Here is a 21,010-nt window from a genome sequence, read left to right on the forward strand (position 1 = left end):
CCGCTGAGTGATGAGCCGGGTGCACCCACCTCGCTACCTCGCCGACCGGGTCCAGAACTTCGCCGACCGGGTCCAGAATCTCGCCGAGTGGGTCCAGAACTTCCGGGTCTCGATACGCCGGGTTCGCTACGCTCACTCGGCTACTCGACCAGCAAACAGGTAGAACAGCGTCCCCCACCAACCAACCGCCGATCGAGCAGCCACCGACCAACAAACAGGCAGAGCAGAGTCCCGACCAACAAACCGCCGATCGAGCAGCCACCGACCAACAAACAGGCAGAGTCCTGACCGACAAACCGATGATCGAGTAGCCACCGAGCCGCCAGGCGAGGCGGCGTATCGAGATCACCGCGAGGATTCAGGACCCGCTCGGCGAGGTCAGCGGCCGGTGAACCGCGGAGCCCGCTTCTCGACGCGCGCGGCCCGCCCCTCGGCGAGATCCTCACTCTCCCAAGCACGCATCATCGCGGTGAGCCGCTGCGCCTCGGGTTCGTCACGGGCACCGTCGCCGTTGAGCACCATCTTGTAGTGCTGCAGCGTGAGGGGCGCGAGGTCGGCGATGGTCGCGGCCCACTGTCGGGCGTCGGCGAGATCGCCGATCCGGTTGGCGAATCCGAGCGCGTGGGCGCGTTCGGACGACAGCGGGTCGCAACCGATCAACATGCCCCGTGCCTGTCCGGACCCGACGAGGGACACCAGTCGACGGATCGTCCATTCGTCCACCGCGACGCCGATCTTGGCGGCCGGGATGCCGGCCAGGGCGTCGGGCGCCATCACGCGCAGGTCCGCCGCCATGGCCAACTGGAGTCCGGCGCCCAGCGCCGATCCGTTGAGGGCGGCGATCACCGGCACCGGCGTGGTCTCGATCTGCTGCAGGGTGGCGATCAGCCGGTCGAGGAACGCCCGGTCGTAGACGGGGCCGGACAGATCCGCACCCGCACAGAACACGGGTCCGCGCCCGGTCAGCACGATGGCACGGGCCTGCGCCTCCACCGCCGCGGCGAACGCCTCGGAGAGCCCGTTGACCATCTCCTCGTCGAGCGCGTTCCGCTTGTCCGTCCGGTCGAGTTCGATGGTGACGACGGCACCGTCTGCAGACGAGTGAATCATGTGCCGAAGCCTACCCAGATGACAGACTGGGGCACTGTGGCCGCCCGAGATCCCGACCTGAGCACGACCGACCCCGAGGTCGACCCCGACTGCGACGTCCTCATCATCGGCGGCGGTCAGGCGGGGTTGTCGGCCGCATATTTCCTGCAGCGATTCGGTCTCGACAACCGCTACCAACTCCTCGACCACGCACCCGGCCCCGGTGGCGCCTGGCAGTTCCGCTGGCCGACGCTCACCCTGGCCGCGGCGAACAGGGTGCACGACCTGCCGGGATACGGCCTGATCGAGGCGCTCGGCCGTGACTGTGACAGCTTCCCTGCGGCGACGGCGGTCCCCGAGTACTTCGGCAAGTACGAGGAGAAGTTCGACCTGCGTGTGCGCCGTCCGGTGACCGTCCGCACCGTCGACCGCTCCGACGACGGTTTCGTCACGACGCTGGGCGACGGGCGTGAGATCACCTCCCGCACGATCATCAACGCCACCGGCACGTGGGAGCGCCCGTTCATCCCCCACCTCCCCGGTATCGCCGACTTCCGCGGCCGACAGCTGCACACCCATGATTACGTGGGCCCCGAGGAGTTCGCGGGGCAGCGCGTCCTGGTGGTCGGCGCCGGCATCTCGGCCGTGCAGCTGCTCATCGAGATCGCCCGCGAGGCACCGGGTGTCGAGACGTTCTGGTGTTCTCGGACCGAACCCGTCTTCGATTCGACGCCCTTCGATCCGGAGAAGGGTCGTCGGGCGGTCGCCCGGGTCGAGGAACGGGTGCGTGCCGGCCTGCCACCGACCTCGGTCGTCTCGGTGACCGGCCTCGCCCTCACCCCGACGATCGCGGCGGCGCGCGACGACGGCATCCTCGCGTGGCGGCCGATGTTCACCCGCATCACCGAGACCGGGGTGTGCTGGGATTGCGGACTGCCCGCCGACGACGCAGCCACGGGCACCGACCACCTCGACGTCGACGTCATCTTCTGGAACACGGGATTCCGCAGCTCACTCGACCACCTCTCCCGGCTGCGTCTGCGCGGGCCCGGCGGCGGCATCACCATGAGCGGACGCCTGGCCACCACCGTTGCGCAGGACCCGCGCATCCAGCTCCTGGGCTACGGGCCGTCGGCGTCCACGATCGGCGCCAATCGCGCCGGACGCGAAGCCGCTCGCAACATCGCCGATCTCCTGTCCACATAACGATTCGCGCTCACTGTTGACAAAGTGTTGTGTTTTCACAACACTTGACGCCGTGAGCCCAGTTCGGAGGGGTGAGAAACTCCCGATCTTCAACCGCATCGGTGTCCTACGGGCCGAGCGGAAGATGACACGGGCTCGGCTCGCCGAACTGGTCGGCATCAATGTGCAGTCGGTCGGCGCACTGGAACGGGGCGACAATTACCCCAGTCTCGACCTCGCCTTCCGCATCTGCGCGGTCTTCGATCTCCCGGTCGAGGCGGTGTTCAGCCGCCATGAGTTCGCGGCGATGTCGGCCGAGCTGTATCAGCGGGCCACGTCTGACCGGGCCGCGCACGATCGTCAGCCCGACCGGGGAGGAGCCCGATGAGAGACCCACACTCCGCCATCCCGGACGAGGCGACCCCGGCCTGGTGGCGTCGGTACGACAACTGGCGGGCCGAGCGCCATCTGCAGTTCGACGAGAAGCACGCTCGCCGCCTGCGTTCGTGGCGGAACCGCCGCGGTGCGCGGCGTCTGGTGCGTGTCCAGATCGTCTCTCTCGCAGTCGCATTGATCGGCGCCGGGATGGCCTTCGGCACTCCGTGGTTCGTCGTGCCGTTCATCGTGGGCCTGGCCGGTTCCATCGCGACCCAGTACGCATTGCGCGTCGTCACCGGATCCGTCGCCGACACGCCGGTCCCGGCGCTCGACGAGATCCAGCTCGCGCAACGCAATTCAGCGCGATCCATAGGCTTCTTCGCCCTGTACACACTCATGTTCATCCCCTACGTGATCCTGATGATCCTGGGATCGCGCGACAGTGTGGACGGCGATCTCGTCTACGGCACCGGGGTACTGCAGATCACCCTGGTCGTCGTCGCCGTCGTCCTGCCGACGATGCTCACCGCCTGGTGGATGAACGATCCCGATCCCGAAGACCTGATCGCCGCGGAGACACCCTTCCCGGAGACAGATCGCCCACAGACCGAACCCACCGATTCAGAACGGAGTCACCGATGAACGACCCGTTGATCGTCGACGGACTACACAAGAGATATGGCGACCTGATAGCACTGCAGGACATGACGTTCCAGGTCGCGCCCGGCGAACTGTTCGGATTCGTGGGGAGCAACGGGGCGGGCAAGTCGACGACGATGCGGATCATCCTCGGCGTCCTCGCCGCGGATGCCGGACGGGTCTCGCTCGGCGATCGCCCGATCGACCTGCAGACCCGACGCAACATCGGCTACATGCCCGAAGAGCGCGGCCTGTACCCGAAGATGAAGGTGGGCGAACAGCTGATCTTCCTCGCTCGGCTGCACGGCATGTCGTCGGAAGCGGCTCGGGACAGTATGCAACGGTGGACGACCCGACTCGGTGTGGACCATCGCGTCGACGACGACGTCGCCGATCTCAGCCTCGGCAACCAGCAACGCGTCCAGCTCGCGGCGGCGCTCATCCATGATCCGCAGGTGCTCGTCCTCGACGAGCCGTTCTCCGGCCTCGACCCGGTCGCCGTCGACGTGATGAGTGACGTGCTGAAGGAAAAGGCGGCCGAGGGCATCCCCGTCGTGTTCTCGTCGCATCAGCTGGATCTGGTGCAACGCCTGTGTGACCGCGTCGGGATCGTCGCGCGGGGACAGATGCGCGCGCTCGGACGCGTCGACGATCTCCGGGCGCGGGAGGGCGTCACCCTCGAGGTCGTCGGTCCCCCGACCCACACGCGCTGGGCCGACGGCCTTTCCGGGATCGTGTCGGCGGACTACGCCGTCGACTCGGATCTGACCACGCTGCGGATCGATCCCGCCACCGCCGACGACCAGACCATCCTCGCGGCGGCGATGCGATCCGGCCCGGTGCACCGCTTCGCCACGTCGACACCGTCCCTGACCGAGCTGTTCCGAGAGGTGGTCTCCGCATGAGCTCCCCGAACACGACACCCCGCGTGCCGTCCGATCACGCGGCGGGTGCCGGCGCCGCGCAGGCGATCTGGCTGATCGCCGAACGCGAGATCGTCACCCGCGCGAAGACCCGCTCCTTCCTCATCAGCACCGGCCTGCTGATGGTGGTGATCATCGTCGGCGCCATCGTCTGGTCGGCGTTCAGCGGCGGCGACGACGCCGATCGTGTCGGCGTCGTCGGGCAGGACGCCGCGCTCTCGTCGACCATCGAGGAGTTCGGCTCGGCCACGGGTACTTCCGTCGACGTGATCACAGTGTCGTCGGCCGAGGAGGCACGCAGCAAGGTCGCCGACGGCGACCTCGACGCCGCGCTCGTCCCCGGAGCGTCGACCGGCCAGTTCGTCGCGCTCTCCAAGAGCGGACTGAACCCCACGCTCGACGGGATCCTGCGGTCCTCGGTGGAGCAGGTCGGTCTGAACCGCGCCCTGGCCGAACGTGGGGTCGACGCCGCGTCGCTCCCGCGCGCGACGATCACCGTCGAACAGACGACGCCGGACAAACCCGATGAGGGACAACGCATCGTGATCGCGCTCGTCGGCACCATCCTGCTGATCACGGCGATCATGATGGGCGGATCGATGGTCGCGGTCGGCGTCGTCGAGGAGAAGACCTCGCGTGTGGTCGAGTTGTTGCTGGCCACCATCAAGCCGCTACATCTGCTGTGGGGCAAGATCATCGGCATCGGTGCGATCGCCATGGCCCAGGTGCTCCTGCTGGGTGCCACGGCGCTGATCGCGGGGAAGGTCACCGGTCTGTTGACCATCCAGGGCACGGCGATCGGGATGTTCGCTGCGGTGATCGCGTGGTTCGTCCTCGGATTCCTGTTCTTCGCCACGCTGTATGCGGCGACGGGGGCGCTGGTGTCCCGGCAGGAGGAACTCAACGCGAGCTCGGCGCCGCTGACCATCCTGGCGATGGCCGTGATGTATTCGGGCATCTTCGGTATCCAGGCCCTCGACTCCACCCTCATCCAGGTGCTGACCTGGATACCGCCGTTCAGTGCCGCGCTGATGCCGATCCGGATCGCCACCGGCGACACCTCGACAGTCCAGGTGATCGTCACGTTCGTGCTGATGATCCTGGCGTGCGCGGCCGCCACCTGGTTCGCCTCGCGGATCTACCAGCGGTCGATCCTGCGCACCGGTACCCGCATCAAATGGGGTGAGGCGCTGTCCTTGGCGCGGTGACCTCAGGAGTGGCGGACGTCGGCGATCTCATCGGCGAGTCCCCACGCCACTGCGGTGTCCGCTCCGATGGCGGTGCCGGACACCGCGAGGTGAAAGGCCCGCCACCGACCTATGCGGCGTGGGATGCCGACCGTTCCGCCCGCGCCCGGGATCAGTCCCATCCCGACCTCGGGGAGCCTGATCACGACCTGCGGGTCGACGACGACGCGCCCGACGAGACCCGGCAGTTCGATCCCCGCGCCCACACATGACCCGTGCAGAAATGCCGTTGTCCGCTCGGCGATCTCGGCCAGTCGGACGCCGGCACCACCGACCGTCCGGACGATGTGGGCGGTCGCCGGGTCCGGCGTCGTGCCGAACTCGTCGAGATCGCCGCCGGCACAGAACACCGGGCCGTTGCCGCGGAGCTCGACCGCGCCGATGGTGTCGTCGATGACCGCGACGTCGAGCAGCTCGACGAGCGCGTCGCGCAGCGCCGCACCGAAGGCATTGCGACGTTCGGGCCGGTTCAGGGTGATGATCAGCCGATCGCCGAGTCGCTCGGCGAGCACCGGTGGTTGCGCCGGGGTCGGCGGGAGCGGTCGCGGTCCGCGGTCGGCGAGCCAGGCGGCGAACTCGGTTCCGCCCAGCAGGGTCGAATACGCCCAGGATTCGATGTCCAGGGCCTGTCGCACCGACACTTCCACGCCGGTGCGCAGGACCGCCGCGACCGTCGTCGACGCCTGCGGACGTCGTGCAACCAGGATCGCGAGGTCACGAGCCGCGGTCTCCGGGTCGTCGGCGCCGACCATCGAGGGATGCCGTGATTCCTCGGCCGTCGGTGCGTAGACGACGTCGCATCGTTGCGCCGCCGACACCAGATCCGGCTCATCGACCGGGCCGGTGACGAATCCGACCCGGACGTGGCCGGAATGACGGTCCGACGACCAGGCCAGACGATCCCAGGCGTCGGCGTCGAGGATGTTCGCGACAAACGGTTCGGCAGTGGCGATCACGACGTCAGCCTAGCCGCATCGGTCCGGTCAGATCTGACGGAACCGGCGCAACGCCTCCTCGCGCTCGGCCTTGTGGTCGACGATCGGATCCGGGTAGTCGTCGGTGTCGATCTCGGGTACCCAACGACGGACATACTCGCCGTCGGGGTCGAACTTCTTGCACTGGGTCTCGGGATTGAACACCCGAAAGTACGGCGCCGCATCGGTTCCCGTGCCGGCGGCCCACTGCCAGCCATGCTGATTCGACGCCATGTCGCCGTCGGTGAGCTGCTCGAGGAACCACTGCGCGCCCCACCACCACGGCAGGTGCAGATCCTTGACCAGGAAGGACGCCGTGATCATCCGGACCCGGTTGTGCATGAAACCCGATTCGGCGAGCTGCCGCATTCCGGCATCGACGATCGGGAAACCCGTACGGCCTTCCTTCCACGCATCGAGACGGCGGTAGGCGTCCTTGTCGGTGTCGAGCTCGATGTCGTCGAACTGGCGATTCCAGTTGTGCCACGCGCTGTCCGGCCAGTGATGCAGGACCGCGGCATAGAAGTCGCGGAAGGCCAGTTCACGAAGATAGGACTTGGCACCCTTGGATCGACCGAGATCGGCGGCCATGGTGCGCGGATGGATGTTGCCGAACTTCAGATACGCCGACATCCGGCTGCTCGCATCGAGATCCGGCCGATCGCGGTCGGAGTCGTATCCGGCGAGATCGTCGTCCACGAACTCACGCCAGCGCTTCGTGGCGGCGGATTCGCCTGCGGGATGGTCGAGTTCAACCGGCGCGGCCGGGATCTTGATGCGGCCGGAGCGAGTGATGTCGCTGGGATCGACCGTGTCCGACGTCGAGAGCGACGACGACGCGGGCGCCCGCCAGCCGTGCTCACGCCATTGGTTGAAGTAGGGGGTGAAGACCTTGTAGGGCTCACCGTCGTTCTTCGTCACCCGACCCGGTGACACCAGATACGGCGAGCCTTCGGCCTCGAGGTCCACGTCACCCAGAGCCTCGGTCACAGCGTCGTCGCGTCGACGGCCGAACGGCGAGAAATCTTCTGTCACATGCACACTCGTCGCATCGACAGCCTTGGCCAGCCGCGGGATCTCCTTCTCGGGACGCCCGCGCACGACCAACAGCCGTCCCGACAGCGAGTCGTCGAGATCGCGGAGTGAATCGAACAGAAAACTCAGACGTCGTGGACCCGACGACTTCTCCAGTCGCGGGTCCACGACGAAGCAGACCAGCACATCGTCAGCTGCCTCCTGCGCCGCGATGAGCGGCGGAAGATCACCCAGGCGCAGGTCGCGCCGGAGCCACAGGATCGATGTCGAGCTCGTGACTATCCCACGCCCAGCAGGTCGATGACGAACACGAGGGTCTTGCCCGACAGGCGGTGTCCGGCACCGGCCGGACCGTAGGCGAGCTGCGGCGGGACCGTCAGCTGGCGACGACCGCCGACCTGCATCCCGGGGATGCCCTCTTGCCAGCCGGGAATCAGCCGATCGAGGGGGAAGTTCGCAGACTGCCCGCGATCCCAGGACGAGTCGAACTCCTCGCCGGTCTCGTACTCGACACCGACGTAGTGCACGTCCACCACACCGCCACGCTGGGCCTCGGCGCCGTCACCGACGATGAGATCCTTGATCTGCAGTTCTGCGGGGGCCGGGCCCTCGGGGAATTCGACTTCGGGCTTTTCAGCGCTGGTCAACGGGACTCTCCTTTGAGTCGTCGGATCAGTTTCTCTTCGGACAGGACGGCGTGTGGGCCGACCTCGGCTCCCGAACGCTCAGCGCTGCCCCATCGCGACGTAATCGCGCTCGGTGTATCCGGTGTACAGCTGGCGCGGACGACCGATCTTGCCGGACGGATCCTCGTGCATCTCGCGCCAGTGCGCGATCCAGCCGGGCAGTCGGCCGAGGGCGAACAGCACGGTGAACATCCGCGTCGGGAAGCCCATCGCACGGTAGATGACGCCCGTGTAGAAGTCCACGTTCGGGTAGAGCTTGCGCTCGATGAAGTAGTCGTCGGACAGCGCGACCTCTTCGAGACCCTTCGCGATGTCGAGCAGATCATCTTGGACGCCAAGGGATTCCAGGATGGAGTCCGCGGTCTTCTTCACGATCGCGGCGCGCGGGTCGTAGTTCTTGTAGACGCGGTGACCGAAGCCCATGAGCTTCACCCCGGCCTCTTTGTTCTTGACCTTGTTCATGAAGGCCTGGGTGTCGCCACCGGACTGCCGGATCTCCTCGAGCATCTCGAGCACGGCCTGGTTGGCGCCGCCGTGCAGCGGACCCCAGAGCGCGTTGATGCCGCCGGAGATCGACGTGAACAGGTTGGCCTGCGACGAACCGACCAGGCGCACCGTCGAGGTCGAGCAGTTCTGCTCGTGATCGGCATGCAGGATGAAGAGCATGTCCAGGGCCTTGGCGACCTCGGGATCGACCTCGTAGGGCTCGGCCGGGAAACCGAAGGTCATCCGCAGGAAGTTCTCGACCAGGCTCAGCGAGTTGTCCGGGTACAGGAACGGCTGACCGGCCGACTTCTTGTAGGCGTAGGCGGCGATCGTGGGCAGCTTCGCCAGCAACCGGATCGTCGACAGTTCGACCTGCTCCGGGTCCTTGGGGTCGAGCGAGTCCTGGTAGTAGGCCGACAGTGCGTTGACCGCGCTCGACAGGACGGGCATCGGGTGCGCGTTGCGCGGGAAGCCGTCGAAGAAGCGCTTCAGGTCCTCGTGCAGCAGGGTGTGCCGGCGGATCTTGTCGGTGAAGTCCTCGAGCTGGCTCGGCGTCGGCAGCTCACCGTAGATGAGGAGATAGCTGACCTCGATGAAGGTCGACTTCTCGGCCAGCTGATCGATCGGGATGCCGCGGTACCGGAGGATGCCGGCGTCGCCGTCGATGTAGGTGATGGCGGACTTGGTCGACGCGGTGTTTACGAAGCCACTGTCGAACGTGGTCAGTCCGGTCTCGGCGAGGAACTTGCCCAGACCGACGGAATCGTTACCTTCGGTGGCCTTCAGGATCGGGAGCTCCAGCTGACCACCGGGGTAGGTGAACGTCGCTGATGCCGTATCGGACGCCTGGTCAGCTGGGACTGTTTCAGCGGACACACGAACCCCTTTACTCAGGTGAGAGTTGTACAACGCAGATCCGGGTAGGGATGCTGTTGCTTATCAACCTAGTCGCTTGCCAGCTCGCTCGCCCACGGAGGGTCGGCGCCAGGGCGTGAGACCGTGATCGCAGCGACCTGACCTGCGAATTCCGCAGTCGAGCGCCACTGCTCGAGACTCAGGGTGGCGACCGCTTTCGACGACAACGCGCCGATGCGGTCGAGGTGTCGGAGTACCCCTCCCACGACCGAGTCACCGGCCCCGATGGTGTCTGCGACCTGCGCTTTCGGCGCCGGCACAGTGACCGTCCCGTCCCTGGTCGTGACGGTGATCCCGTCGGCACCCGCCGTGGTGATGACGGCGCTGACCCCCGACGCCAGCCATGTGGCCGCCCCGGACCCGTCCGGTCCGGCTCCCAGCCAGGCGGCGTCCTCGTCGGAGAGCTTCACCACATCGACCGCATCCATCCACGAGGCGAACCGTCGTCGGTAGGCGTCGGGATCGTCGATGACCGCCGGCCGGATGTTCGGATCCACGACGACGAGCCGCCCGTCGTCGTGACTGCGCCGCAACACCGATTCGTACACCGACGCACCGGGTTCGAGCACCATGGACAAGGTCCCGAAACACACCGCCGACACGGTCGACGGAAAGGTCTCGGGGGTCTGGACGAGACGATCCGCAGTGCCCTCGACGTAGAACGAATACTGCGCCGCACCGTTGTCACCGATGGTGGCCAGCGCGAGCGAGGTGGGCTCGGGTCGCCGCTGCACGAGGCCGGTGCCGACTCCCCCGGCCTGCAAAGCGGCGATGATCGCGTCGCCGTAGGTGTCGGTCGAGACAGCCGAACACAGCGACACCGCGCTGCCGAGTCGCCCCAGGGTCACCGCGACGTTGAACGGCCCCCCGCCCAGCGCCGGCTGGAGTGCCGGCAGACGATCCGGATACGTGGGCACCGACGACGCCTGCACGACGTCGACCAACGCTTCCCCACAGACCACGATCTCGCGCATCGCACCTCCTCATCGCTCCGGTGTCATCCTGCCATCCGGACCGGCGCACATGACCTAGGTTGAGGACATGCGAGAGTTGCCCGCCGGCCCCGACGCGGTCGTGCTCGATTTCGCCGACGACCCGGAGCCGTCGGCCGCGGTCGGCCGGGCGGCGACGGCGATCCGTCGCGCGATCGAGTCGGACGCGTTGCGCGCGACCGATGTGATCCCCAGTGCCCATACGGTGCTCGTCCAGGCCGACCGCGGAGCGGGTATCGATGTCCTGGGTGTGCATCGGGCACTCCGCAACGTCCGAGACGATGCGGCACAGGCGGATGCGCGGCCCGACGAGATCCTGATTCCCGTCACCTATGACGGACCGGATCTCGACGATGTCGCCCGAACGCTCGGACTAGGCGTCGACGAGGTCGTCGAGCTCCATCGCGACACCCGCTGGCGGGTGCAGTTCATGGGTTTCGCACCGGGCTTCGGTTACCTGGTGGCACAGGAGGATCCGGACAACCTCTGGGGACGTCTGCCGCGGCGCGACGAGTCGCGCACGGCGGTTCCCTCCGGCGCGGTGGCCGTCGCGGCCGGATACAGCGCCGTCTATCCGCGTCACAGCCCGGGCGGGTGGCAGCTCATCGGTCACACCACGATTGCCATGTGGGATGAGAACTCCACTCCCCCAGCACTTCTCGAGCCGGGCCGAACGGTCCGCTTCGTACCCGCCGACGACACCGGTCCGTCCTGATGACGAAGTCACTCCTCGTCGTCGATCCCGGCCTGTTCGCCACGGCGCAGGATCTCGGGCGAGGCGGGTACGCACACCTCGGGGTGCCCGCGGCCGGTGGCGCGGACCGTTCATCACTGACCCTCGCGAATCGGCTCGTCGGAAATCCCGAGTCGGCGGCCGTGGTGGAGACCACGTTGGGCCGCTTCCACATTCGAGCGCGCGGCGACCTCCTCGTCGCGGTCACCGGCGCTCACGCCGAAATCCGCGTCGACGACGTGCCGGTCGGCGGCGATGCCGCTGTCTCGCTGGTGGCGGGAGCCGAACTGAGCATCGGCACGCCTGTCCGGGGCTGCCGGAACTATCTCGCCGTCCGGGGCGGGCTCGATGTCGCGAAAGTACTCGGGTCCCGCGCCACCGACAGCCTGTCCGGACTGGGACCGGCGCCGCTGACCGCGGGCACCGAACTGCCGGTCGGCACTTCGGCACTCGAGTGGCCGGCGACCTCGACGGCTCCGCAGGCCCATGAGTCGCCGGGTGTCGTCGACCTGGAGATCGCCGACGGTCCGCGTCGCGACCATGTGCGCTCGCCGGCCGACCTGACCCGGGGCGTCTGGGAAGTCGGTGTCGACAGCAACCGGGTCGGTGTGCGCATCGACCGTCCGGCCGATTCCGACGATCCGCTCCTGGTGCACCGTGAGGACGTCGCCGAACTGGCGTCGGAGGGAGTGCCCCACGGCGCCGTCCAGATCCCGCCGAGCGGACGCCCCGTCCTCTTCCTCGCCGATCACCCGGTCACGGGCGGCTATCCGGTCGTCGCCGTGCTCACCCCGTCTGCCATCGACCGGGCGGCGCAGCTCGTCGCCGGCGACCGCGTCCGGTTCCGACCGAGCTGACCCCGCCATCGTTGACAGCGATCTGAGACGATCCTAGACTTTCGTCTCATGACCGAGGTACTGACGACGCCCGCCGACTCGTCGACACCCGAACCGACGGTCAGGCGACCCGAGGACTACGCGCCCCTCGGCCCCGATTCGCTCACCTGGCAGATCTGGGGCACGTGGACAGGCATGTTCCAGGGACTGTGGGCCGGCTCGATGCAGAACATGCACCCCAAACTCGGCGCAGCCGTGTGGGAACACTCCGACTTCTTCGGAGAGCGATGGCAGCGACTGATGCGCTCGCTGTACCCGATCAGCGGGGTGGTCTTCGATCCGGTGCCGGCCGACGGCCCCACCACCGGTCACGAGGTCCGGGACTACCACCGCGACATCAAGGGACGCATGGAGGACGGATCGCGCTATCACGCCCTCGATCCCGACGTCTTCTACTGGGCGCACGCCACCTTCTGGTACGGCAATGTGCGGTTGTGCGAACGGTTCGGCCCGTGGCTCAGCGAGGACCAGAAACGGCAGCTCTTCGAGGAGTCCAAGGCCTGGTACGCGATGTACGGGGTGTCGATGCGCCCGGTCCCGGACACCTACGAGGACTTCCTGGCCTACTGGGACCACATGTGCCGCAACGAACTCCGCGACCATCCGGCAGTCCGCACAGTCCTCGACATCGGACAACTCCCACCGCCGCCGTTTCTCCGGCTGATCCCGGATCGTCTCTGGTTCCGGTACATGGCGCCGACCAATCAGCGCTTCTTCACCTGGCTCACCACCGGCTTCTACGACGAACCGATCCGGGAGATGCTGAGCCTGCCGTGGACCGAGAAGGACGAGTGGCGCTTTCGCTTGCTCGGCCAGACGGTCAACCTGGTGATGCACCGCCTGTTGCCGCCGCGTCTGCGGCGGCATCCACGACCGCGCGACGCGTGGGATCGCGTATCGGGCCGTACCCCGGCCGACGCCCCGCTGGTGCACACACCGGCGCGCAATCTGCCGCCACAGGCCGAGCGCGACAACCCGATGCACTACTGCCCCGTCCATGCCGCCCGCCGCGCCACCTATCCGGGGCGCGTCACCGGGGACTGACCGGCGCTACTGTTGCCCGAGGCCCCGCCGCATGGCCTGGCGTACCCGCTGGGCCTCGCGGCGTGCATACGGATTGGACTGTCCGGCACGTGATCCCGCGAGTTTCGCGCCGATGTGTTCGCCGACGGTGATCGGCGAGTAGCGGCTGCCCGCACCGACGCACGACGGCAGCGTCGAGATCGTCGCATCGATGTTGCCGTCGTGGAAGAACGCGGCCGAGCGACGCCGCTCGATGGTGCCGTCTACCACCGGTGGTTTGACGCGGTGCAGTGTCGACATCCAGCGTTCGTTGGTCCAGCGCGCCATCAGATCACCGAGATTGATGAGCAGTGCACCGTCGGCGGGTTCCACGTCGTGCCAATCGCCCTCGCGGTCGAGCACCTGCAGACCGCGCACCTGATCGGCCCAGAGCACGGTGACGATGCCGTAGTCGGTGTGCTCCCCCATTCCGGTCAGCTCACCGTCGAGCTCGATGTCGCCCGGCGGCAATGCGTAGTTGTTCATCCGGAGCACGTCGAGCGAATGGTCGGTGTAGCCGTCGAAGAAGTCCGCGGGGAGATCGAGGGCGTCGGCGAAGATCCTGGTCAGTGTGTGGGCGACCCGCGACGCCTCGGCGAAGTACGCCGACACGGCCGCCTCGAAATGATCGACGGCCGGCCAGGTGTTGGCCGCGTACTGATCATCCGGGAGGTCGAGTTCCGGGTAGTCCTGTGCCTCGACACCGACATTGAACGCCTCGAAGAAGTCGTTCATCCGATCGGCCGGCTCGACGCCCAGACTCAGCGACAGCGATTCCGACTTCGGCGGCGCGTACCCGCGGTTGATCTCCGGCGGCGTGCGGTAGGCCTTCTTCTCGTCGAGGGGAAGCGCGAAGAAATCGTCGAGGACGGCGGTGAACTCGTCGAGGACGGCAGAGGCGATCTGGTGCCCGACGATCTGGATGAACCCCACCGCGCTCGCCGCGTCGTCGATCTGTGACGCGACGGCCGCCCGATCAGCCGGGCTGCCCTGTCCGGTGTACGGACTGATGTCGATGATCGGCACCATGAAGGTCCCCGCCGGGTTGTCGACTACCGCGCTCATGGCACCCATAGTGGCACCGAATCCGCGATCTCGCTGATCAGGCGGTCGCGGGGTCAGGCCAGTCGGCCTGCACGGTACTGCACGAACGCCGGGATCGCCAGCGCGGCAACGACGGTCAGGACGATGACCCCGATCCCGCCGCCCGCGGTCGCTACGGCCGTGCCCACCATCGCCGCGGCCGCACCGTGGGCGACGTCGGCGATCCGCGGGCCGCCCGCCACCACGACGATGAACACCCCCTGCAGTCGGCCGCGCACCTCGTCGGTCGCCGCCGCCTGCAACATGGTCTGCCGGAATGCGGCCGAGGCCATGTCGGCGGCGCCGCCGATCATGAGCGCGACCACCACGATCGGCAGGACGGGCAATGCCGTGCCGTGGGCGAAGAGCAGTGCGACGCCGGCGACCACGATCGCCACACCCCAGATCAGGATGCAGATGATCACCGCCAGACCCTGCCGTCGGATGCGGCCCACCCAGCCGGAGAAGACCCCGCCGACGACCGAGCCGAGAGGGATGGCGGCGAACAGCAGCGCGAACGCGACGCCGCCGCTCTCCGGTCCGCCGAAGCTCTCGTGCGCCATCTGGGGGAACAGGGCGCGCGGCATGCCGAAGATCATCGCGATGAGGTCGACCAAGAAGCTGGCCATCAGCACGCGGTGGCCGCGGAGATACACGAAACCATCCAGCACGGAACGCAATCCGGCGACGGGCCGCGGCTCTCCCTCGGCACGTTGCGGCTTGAGGATCGGCAGTCGGATCACGGCCCACAACGTGGCGAACAGGCAGACGGTGTCGACCAGGTACAGCGTCGAGTAGCCGAGCACCGGGATCAGAGCGCCTCCGGCCAGCGGCCCCGCGATCGCGCCGGCCTGCATGACCGTCATGTTGAGTGAGTTCGCGGCGGGTAGTTCGGCGAGCGGGAGCAGTCGCGGCAGCACCGCTGTCCGGGTGGGCTGGTTGACCGCGAAGAAGGCTTGTTGAACGGCGAACACGCACAACAGAATCCAGACATTCCCGACATCGAACGCGGACTGCAGCCAGAACAGTGCACTGCATCCGATCAGACCGAACGTCGTGATGATCAGGATCAGACGACGATCGAAGACGTCGGCGAGGGCACCACCCCACAGACCGAACACGATCAGCGGCACCAACCCGAAGATCCCGGTCAGGCCGACATAGGCCGAGCTGCCGGTGATCTGATAGATCTGCGCGGGAACGGCGACCACAGTGAGCTGGGCGCCGATGACGGTGATGATGTTCGCCGTCCAGAGGCGACGGAAGTACGCGTTCCGCAGCGGTGTGGTGTCGGCGAGCAGTCGTTGCACCAGAAGAGTCTACGAGTCGGGCGGGTATGCCTCGCGCGTCCCCGGGTGCACCGTATCGGTGTCAGGGCTGAAGTCGTTCGACCTGCCAGCCGTCGTCGTTCTTGGTGAGCCGCACGCGATTGTGCAGGCGGTTGGCGCGGCCCTGCCAGAACTCCACGGTCGTCGGCACCAACCGGTACCCGCCCCAGTCCGACGGCACCGGGATCTCCGCGCCGTCGGCGAACCCGCCGAAGTCGTCGGCGACCGACGCCGCTCTCGCCTCGAGTTCGATCCGGCTCTCGATGGGCCGCGACTGATCGGAGGCGAACGCCGACAGCTGCGATCCGCGAGGACGCATGTACCAGTAGGCTTCGGTCTCCTCCATGCTGACGTGTGTCACCGGACCGCGGAAGTGGACCTGCCGTTCGAGCGCGATCCACGGAAAAGTGATCGACGCCCACGGGTTGGCGGCCAGTTCGAGACCCTTGTCGGAGTCGAAGCCCGTGAAGAACACGATCCCCGCGGCGTCCGCGCCCTTGCACAGGACGGTGCGCGTCGAGGGCCTGCCCTGGGCGTCGGCGGTGCCCAGCACCATCGCGTTGGGTTCCGGGATCCGCGCGTCGATCGCCTCCCGCATCCACACCGTGAACAGGTCGACCCAGGGCGGGTCGCCCCGCAACCAGCTCGGATCGAGATTCTCCCGGATACCGTCGGCGCCGGCCGCACGATCGCCCTCACCGATGTTCGGCGGGATGCCCCCGCCATATCCGACCCGCATGTTCGGCAGGTCAATCGGTTCCTCGGCCACGTTCGTGAGGCTACCCCTGACACGCGGAGTTACTCCCCGGTATGCCCGGGAGTGTCGGCTGCCCTAGAGTCAGCGATGTCCACAATGGAGTGTCGAGATGGGTGGTCACCATGGCGAACAACGTCCCTGACGATTTCGTACCCGGCCTGGAAGGTGTCGTCGCGTTCACCACCGACATCGCCGAACCCGACAAGGACGGTGGCAACCTGCGCTACCGCGGCGTCGACATCGAAGACCTCGTCGAGAACCACGTCACCTTCGCCGACGTCTGGGCGCTGCTCGTCGACGGCAGATTCGGCGACGGCCTGCCCCCGGCCGAACCCTTCCCGCTGCCCATCCACACCGGCGACGTCCGCGTCGACGTCCAAGCCGCCCTCGCGATGCTCGCCCCCATCTGGGGCTACCAGCCACTACTCGACATCGACGACGTCACCGCCCGCGCCAACCTCGCCCGCGCCTCGGTGATGGCCCTGTCCTACGTCGCCCAATCCGCCCGCGGCATCCACCAACCCGCCGTCCCCCAACACATCATCGACGAGTGTGACACCGTCACCGCACGCTTCATGACCCGCTGGAAAGGCGACCCCGACCCCAAACACATCCGCGCCATCGATGCCTACTGGGTCAGCGCCGCCGAACACGGCCTCAACGCCTCCACCTTCACCGCCCGCGTCATCTCCTCCACCGGCGCCGACGTCGCCGCCGCACTCTCCGGCGCGATCGGTGCCATGTCCGGACCACTGCACGGCGGCGCCCCCGCCCGCGTGCTCCCGATGATCGAAGAGGTCGAACGCACCGGCGACGCCCGCGGCCTGGTCCGCGGCGTCCTCGACCGCAAAGAGAAACTGATGGGCTTCGGCCACCGCGTCTACCGCGCCGAAGACCCCCGCGCCCGCGTCCTGCGCCGCACCGCACAAGAACTCGGCGTCCCCCGCTACGAAATCGCCGCCGCCCTCGAACAAGCCGCCCTCACCGAACTCCGCGAACGCCGACCCGACCGCGCCATCGAAACCAACGTCGAGTTCTGGGCCGCAGTCATCCTCGACTTCGCCGAGGTCCCCACCCACATGATGCCCGCCATGTTCACCTGCGGACGCACCGCCGGCTGGTGCGCCCACATCCTCGAACAAAAACAACTCGGCAAACTCGTCCGACCCGCCGCCATCTACACCGGACCCGCCCCACGCCGCCCCGAAGACGTCCCCGGCTGGGGCGAACTCACCAAACCTGGCCTCTGAGGACGCCCCCGAGGCCTCAGTCGGCATCGGGGACTGCGAACTCAGCCGATGTCACGGCCGCGGAACGCCGCCCACCCGACCGCGGTGAACACGGCTGTGAGACACAGCATCACGATCGCCGGGGTCCACGCCATCGGTTCGACTGGAACCGCAGGTGTGTGGGTGTAGGGGGACAGATCCCGGGCCCACTGGGGAAGGTCGAACATCCCCGAGAGCGGTCCGAGGAACAGGGCCGCGATCACCAGCAACCATCCGATCGGCACCAGCGCGGTCCGGATCGCGTACAGCGCCACCATGATCGACGACATGACGAGCGCGGCCGGGATCTGCGCCGAGGCCGACCGGAACGCATCACCGCCCGCCGACGACCACTGACCCCCGGCGACTCCGTTGCCCACCGTCAACGCCGCCGCGGCGAGCAGCAGGATCACGACCACGCCGACGCCGATCAACGCCGCGTGGTCGAGCAGATACCGACCGCGTGCGGTCGGCGTGGCGAGCACCAGTTCAGTGCGGGACCGATTCTCCTCGCCCCTCATTCGCGTCGCGACGTTGACCGCCCACGCGCCAGCGGCCACCGCGAAGAACCCCATCATCGTGATCCCGAAGAGGGTGCTCAGATCGGCGTCCACCCCGGACTGTCGGACGACGGCACCGAATTGTGAATTGCCCGTCGCGAGTTCGTCGACCGAGGGCTGCATGAAGCCGACGACGAGACCGTAGACCACGAGCGCGCCCACCCAGGACCCCAGGAGCGGAAGGGTCAGTCGGACCACGACTGCCTCGGGTGAGGACAGGCGCGAACTGGCCGCGGGTCCGGGTCGCGGCGCGATGAGCCCCGCGTCGATGTCGCGGGCACGCGCCAGGACTCCCGCCAGAATCCCACCGCCGACGAACACCGCGAATGAGGGAAGCGCCCACCACACGGCGTTGTCGGCGAACGGTTGGATCGATTCCGCCCATCCCATCGGCGAGATCCACCGCAGCCATCCCCAGCCCCCGGAGGCGTCGGCGGCACCGCGAAGCAGATAGCCGAGGATCACCACCGAGGACGCCGTCAGATTCGCGATGTGCGAGGTCTTCGCGATCTGCGCCGCGACGAGTGCGACTCCCGCAGCGGCCATCCCGGTGCTCGCGTACTGCGCGAAGACCGCCACCACGTCGACGATCCCGGCGCCGAGTGGGAACAGCATCACCGACATCCCCAGCGCGATCAACACACTGAACACAGTGGCGACGATCGCCGCCGCCGCAAGCGGCGCCAACGGTCCGGTCGCGCCTGACCGGACGAGTTCGGTACGCCCGAGTTCCTCCTCTTTGCGGGTCTGCCGCACCACGAGCAGTACGACACAGACCGCCAGCGCCGCGATCATGAAGAGCCCGGCACGCCAGACGGTCAGGGCGGCAGCGGAATCGGTGTCGTCGAGGGGTCCCAGGAGGAACAGGAATGCCGCGTTGCCGCCGAGGCCCACCCGCGCGCCGGCACGCTGTTCGGCCGTCGGGTACATGCTCGTGATGGACGCCGCGGTCGAGCAGTTGATCAGCACGAACACGATCACGCCGATGAGCGCGACAAGCCGCTCGCGGCGACAGGCCAGGCGCACGAGGAGTCCGGTCCGGGTGAACAGCGCCGACGGACTCGACCTCGGCCCGGCCGACGGCGTCGCCGACACGACGGCGGTCATGGCATCGGCCTGTCGTGGGAGAACACCCGGGCTTCAGAGGCAGCGGGGTCATCAGAAGCGGCTGGGTCGTCGGAATAGGCGTGCAGGAACAGCTCTTCGAGACTCGGCGGCTCGACCGACAGCGCGCGCACGTCGAGGCCGGCGAGTGCCCGGGTCACCGCGCCGAGCGCCGCGTCGTCGACGGTGAAGTCGACCACTCCCTCATGTACATCGAGATCGTGGACGCCCTCGACGAGCGACAGGTCGCCCACATCACCGGCCACGGTGGCCCTCACCCGGGACCGGCGCAGGTGACGCAGTTCGGCGAGACTGCCCGATTGGACCGTGCGACCCGCACGGATGATCGTGACCGTCTCACAGAGCTCCTCGACCTCGGCCAAGATGTGGCTCGACATCAGCACCGCGGACCCCGCTGCGGCCCGCTCGCGCACACAGTCCATGAACTGTCGGGTCATCAGCGGATCGAGCCCGGATGTCGGCTCATCCAGGATGAGCAATTCCGAGTCGGCGCACAGCGCCGCGATCAGGGCGACCTTCTGCCGATTCCCCTTCGAGTACGTGGCCGCCTTCTTGGTCGGATCGAGTTCGAATCGATCGATGAGTTCGGCCTTGCGGGAACGGGACTCGACACGGACCCCGCGCAGCGACAGCAACAGGTCGATGCACTCACCGCCGGTCAGCTGGGGCCACAGGTTCACATCGCCCGGCACGTAGGCGAGCCGCCGGTGGATGGCCACGGCATCCGACAACGGGTCGGCACCGAACACACGCGCGTCTCCGCCGTCATGTCGGTACAGGCCCAGCAGGACACGGATCGTCGTCGACTTCCCCGCTCCGTTCGGCCCGAGGAATCCGGCCACCTCCCCCGGTGCCACACACAGATCCAGTCCGTCGAGAGCGACGAAGGAGCCGAAGCGCTTTCGCAGTCCGACGACATCGATCACTGCATTAGTTCGTGGGCTCATCGTGTTCCTCTCGGTAGGCGAGCACCGTGTCGAGCAGCGTGTCGTCGGCCATCACGCCGTGAACGGCGACCTCGGTGGCGGGAACCAGCACGCGGTCGACGTAGGACCGCAGGATCGCGCCCGCGTCCGACCAGTCAGCGGGGGGATGCATGACGACGTCGACGAGCAGCGCGCCCATGGATTGGGCGACCATGTAGCGCGCCCGCGCCCGCTCATCCCGGGACGGACGCACGGTGCCCGCCTCGACGCCGTGACGGAATGTGGCCTCGGCGTCGTCGGCGAGATGATCGAGCAGCTGCCGGGCCATGTCACCGCCCGCCTGCAGGCTGCGGATCAGATAGACGATCCGTGGCCCGTCCTCGTCGATCGTGTCGAGCTTGGTGAGGATTCCGCCGAACGCCTGCGGGCCCGCGCCGGCGTCGAGACTGGCCTCGTTGACCTCGCGAGTCCGACGCAACACGTGGTCGTCACATTCGGCGCGCAGCTTCTCCTTGCTGCCGAAGTGGTGGATGACCAGCCCCGGACTCACCGCGGCAGCGTCGGCGATGGTGCGCACCGTCGCCGAGAACCCGTCGCGGGCGAACACCTCGATCGCGGCATCTCGTAGGCGGGCCCGGGTCGTCCGGTCGTCGGCATGCGTTGTACGCATGTTCAGTAGACTAAACGCGTGTTCAACGAAGGTCAACGGTGGCGACCGCGGCC

The 21,010-nt window shown here is 67.6% G+C and carries 21 protein-coding genes; 9 read left to right on the top strand and 12 right to left on the bottom strand.

Features of this window, described 5'->3' with window-relative positions:
- Positions 1 to 378: 378 nt before the first annotated feature.
- Positions 379 to 1,110 carry an enoyl-CoA hydratase gene (locus tag EEB19_RS17865; RefSeq protein ID WP_187588697.1) on the bottom strand — a complete coding sequence of 244 codons (732 nt, stop codon included), beginning with the start codon at positions 1,108 to 1,110 and terminating at the stop codon, positions 379 to 381.
- A gap of 18 nt (positions 1,111 to 1,128) precedes the next feature.
- On the opposite strand from EEB19_RS17865, the gene EEB19_RS17870 reads away from it, so the two are divergent.
- Genes EEB19_RS17870 through EEB19_RS17890 form a run of 5 tightly spaced genes read left to right on the top strand, consistent with a single transcriptional unit; the run spans position 1,129 to position 5,422 of the window.
- Positions 1,129 to 2,295: an NAD(P)-binding domain-containing protein gene (locus EEB19_RS17870; RefSeq protein WP_187588698.1), complete on the top strand. Its 1,167-nt coding sequence runs from the start codon at positions 1,129 to 1,131 to the stop codon at positions 2,293 to 2,295.
- Positions 2,296 to 2,347: 52 nt separating this feature from the next.
- Positions 2,348 to 2,662, top strand: coding sequence for a helix-turn-helix transcriptional regulator (locus tag EEB19_RS17875; RefSeq protein WP_187588699.1), 315 nt, complete (start codon positions 2,348 to 2,350; stop codon positions 2,660 to 2,662).
- The gene (locus EEB19_RS17880) at positions 2,659 to 3,294 is read left to right on the top strand and encodes a hypothetical protein (RefSeq protein WP_187588700.1); all 636 of its coding nucleotides are present in this window, start codon (positions 2,659 to 2,661) and stop codon (positions 3,292 to 3,294) included. The genes EEB19_RS17875 and EEB19_RS17880 overlap by 4 nt, the downstream gene beginning before the upstream one ends.
- Complete coding sequence (locus EEB19_RS17885; RefSeq protein ID WP_187588701.1) at positions 3,291 to 4,196, top strand: ABC transporter ATP-binding protein; 906 nt, start codon at positions 3,291 to 3,293, stop codon at positions 4,194 to 4,196. Before EEB19_RS17880 ends, EEB19_RS17885 begins: the two co-directional genes overlap by 4 nt.
- Positions 4,193 to 5,422, top strand: coding sequence for an ABC transporter permease (locus EEB19_RS17890; RefSeq protein WP_187588702.1), 1,230 nt, complete (start codon positions 4,193 to 4,195; stop codon positions 5,420 to 5,422). The genes EEB19_RS17885 and EEB19_RS17890 overlap by 4 nt, the downstream gene beginning before the upstream one ends.
- Positions 5,423 to 5,424: 2 nt before the next feature.
- On the opposite strand, the gene EEB19_RS17895 is transcribed toward EEB19_RS17890, so the two are convergent.
- The 5 genes from EEB19_RS17895 to EEB19_RS17915 all read right to left on the bottom strand — a co-directional run bounded on the left by EEB19_RS17895 (position 5,425) and on the right by EEB19_RS17915 (position 10,531).
- The gene (locus EEB19_RS17895) at positions 5,425 to 6,417 is read right to left on the bottom strand and encodes an enoyl-CoA hydratase/isomerase family protein (RefSeq protein ID WP_262365750.1); all 993 of its coding nucleotides are present in this window, start codon (positions 6,415 to 6,417) and stop codon (positions 5,425 to 5,427) included.
- Between the two features lie 27 nt (positions 6,418 to 6,444).
- Entirely contained in the window at positions 6,445 to 7,728 is a 1,284-nt protein-coding gene (locus EEB19_RS17900) for a deoxyribodipyrimidine photo-lyase (protein ID WP_187588759.1), read from the bottom strand.
- Between the two features lie 20 nt (positions 7,729 to 7,748).
- Positions 7,749 to 8,117 (bottom strand): FKBP-type peptidyl-prolyl cis-trans isomerase, encoded by a 369-nt coding sequence (locus tag EEB19_RS17905; protein WP_187588703.1) that lies wholly within the window; start codon positions 8,115 to 8,117, stop codon positions 7,749 to 7,751.
- A 78-nt stretch (positions 8,118 to 8,195) separates the two neighbouring features.
- A complete protein-coding gene (locus tag EEB19_RS17910) occupies positions 8,196 to 9,518 on the bottom strand; it encodes a citrate synthase (protein WP_187588704.1) in 1,323 nt (440 codons plus the stop codon).
- Positions 9,519 to 9,586: 68 nt separating this feature from the next.
- On the bottom strand, positions 9,587 to 10,531 hold the full coding sequence (locus EEB19_RS17915) for a carbohydrate kinase (protein WP_187588705.1): 945 nt from the start codon (positions 10,529 to 10,531) through the stop codon (positions 9,587 to 9,589).
- A gap of 67 nt (positions 10,532 to 10,598) precedes the next feature.
- Between EEB19_RS17915 and EEB19_RS17920 the strand changes: the two genes are divergently transcribed.
- The 3 genes from EEB19_RS17920 to EEB19_RS17930 are packed head-to-tail and all read left to right on the top strand — an operon-like array spanning position 10,599 to position 13,222.
- Positions 10,599 to 11,264 carry an allophanate hydrolase subunit 1 gene (locus tag EEB19_RS17920; RefSeq protein ID WP_187588706.1) on the top strand — a complete coding sequence of 222 codons (666 nt, stop codon included), beginning with the start codon at positions 10,599 to 10,601 and terminating at the stop codon, positions 11,262 to 11,264.
- Positions 11,264 to 12,139 (top strand): biotin-dependent carboxyltransferase family protein, encoded by an 876-nt coding sequence (locus tag EEB19_RS17925; protein ID WP_187588707.1) that lies wholly within the window; start codon positions 11,264 to 11,266, stop codon positions 12,137 to 12,139. Before EEB19_RS17920 ends, EEB19_RS17925 begins: the two co-directional genes overlap by 1 nt.
- A gap of 48 nt (positions 12,140 to 12,187) precedes the next feature.
- The gene (locus EEB19_RS17930) at positions 12,188 to 13,222 is read left to right on the top strand and encodes an oxygenase MpaB family protein (protein WP_187588708.1); all 1,035 of its coding nucleotides are present in this window, start codon (positions 12,188 to 12,190) and stop codon (positions 13,220 to 13,222) included.
- Between the two features lie 6 nt (positions 13,223 to 13,228).
- On the opposite strand, the gene EEB19_RS17935 is transcribed toward EEB19_RS17930, so the two are convergent.
- From EEB19_RS17935 to pdxH, 3 genes are all read right to left on the bottom strand, one after another.
- The gene (locus tag EEB19_RS17935; protein WP_187588709.1) at positions 13,229 to 14,314 is read right to left on the bottom strand and encodes an isopenicillin N synthase family oxygenase; all 1,086 of its coding nucleotides are present in this window, start codon (positions 14,312 to 14,314) and stop codon (positions 13,229 to 13,231) included.
- A gap of 44 nt (positions 14,315 to 14,358) precedes the next feature.
- A complete protein-coding gene (locus tag EEB19_RS17940) occupies positions 14,359 to 15,633 on the bottom strand; it encodes an MFS transporter (RefSeq protein ID WP_187588710.1) in 1,275 nt (424 codons plus the stop codon).
- A gap of 61 nt (positions 15,634 to 15,694) precedes the next feature.
- Positions 15,695 to 16,420 (bottom strand): pyridoxamine 5'-phosphate oxidase, encoded by a 726-nt coding sequence (pdxH, locus tag EEB19_RS17945; RefSeq protein ID WP_262365751.1) that lies wholly within the window; start codon positions 16,418 to 16,420, stop codon positions 15,695 to 15,697.
- Positions 16,421 to 16,530: 110 nt separating this feature from the next.
- On the opposite strand from pdxH, the gene EEB19_RS17950 reads away from it, so the two are divergent.
- Positions 16,531 to 17,658, top strand: coding sequence for a citrate synthase 2 (locus EEB19_RS17950; RefSeq protein ID WP_187588711.1), 1,128 nt, complete (start codon positions 16,531 to 16,533; stop codon positions 17,656 to 17,658).
- Positions 17,659 to 17,699: 41 nt separating this feature from the next.
- Here EEB19_RS17950 and EEB19_RS17955 read toward each other — a convergent pair whose 3' ends face one another.
- From EEB19_RS17955 to EEB19_RS17965, 3 genes are read right to left on the bottom strand one after another with little or no spacing between them, the layout of a single operon-like run.
- Complete coding sequence (locus EEB19_RS17955) at positions 17,700 to 19,343, bottom strand: ABC transporter permease (protein WP_262365752.1); 1,644 nt, start codon at positions 19,341 to 19,343, stop codon at positions 17,700 to 17,702.
- Positions 19,340 to 20,308: an ABC transporter ATP-binding protein gene (locus tag EEB19_RS17960; RefSeq protein WP_187588712.1), complete on the bottom strand. Its 969-nt coding sequence runs from the start codon at positions 20,306 to 20,308 to the stop codon at positions 19,340 to 19,342. The genes EEB19_RS17955 and EEB19_RS17960 overlap by 4 nt, the downstream gene beginning before the upstream one ends.
- The gene (locus EEB19_RS17965) at positions 20,292 to 20,957 is read right to left on the bottom strand and encodes a TetR/AcrR family transcriptional regulator (RefSeq protein ID WP_187588713.1); all 666 of its coding nucleotides are present in this window, start codon (positions 20,955 to 20,957) and stop codon (positions 20,292 to 20,294) included. The genes EEB19_RS17960 and EEB19_RS17965 overlap by 17 nt, the downstream gene beginning before the upstream one ends.
- Between the last annotated feature and the right edge of the window lie 53 nt (positions 20,958 to 21,010).

The sequence above is a fragment of the Gordonia sp. OPL2 genome, assembly GCF_003797825.1.
Lineage (GTDB): Bacteria > Actinomycetota > Actinomycetes > Mycobacteriales > Mycobacteriaceae > Gordonia.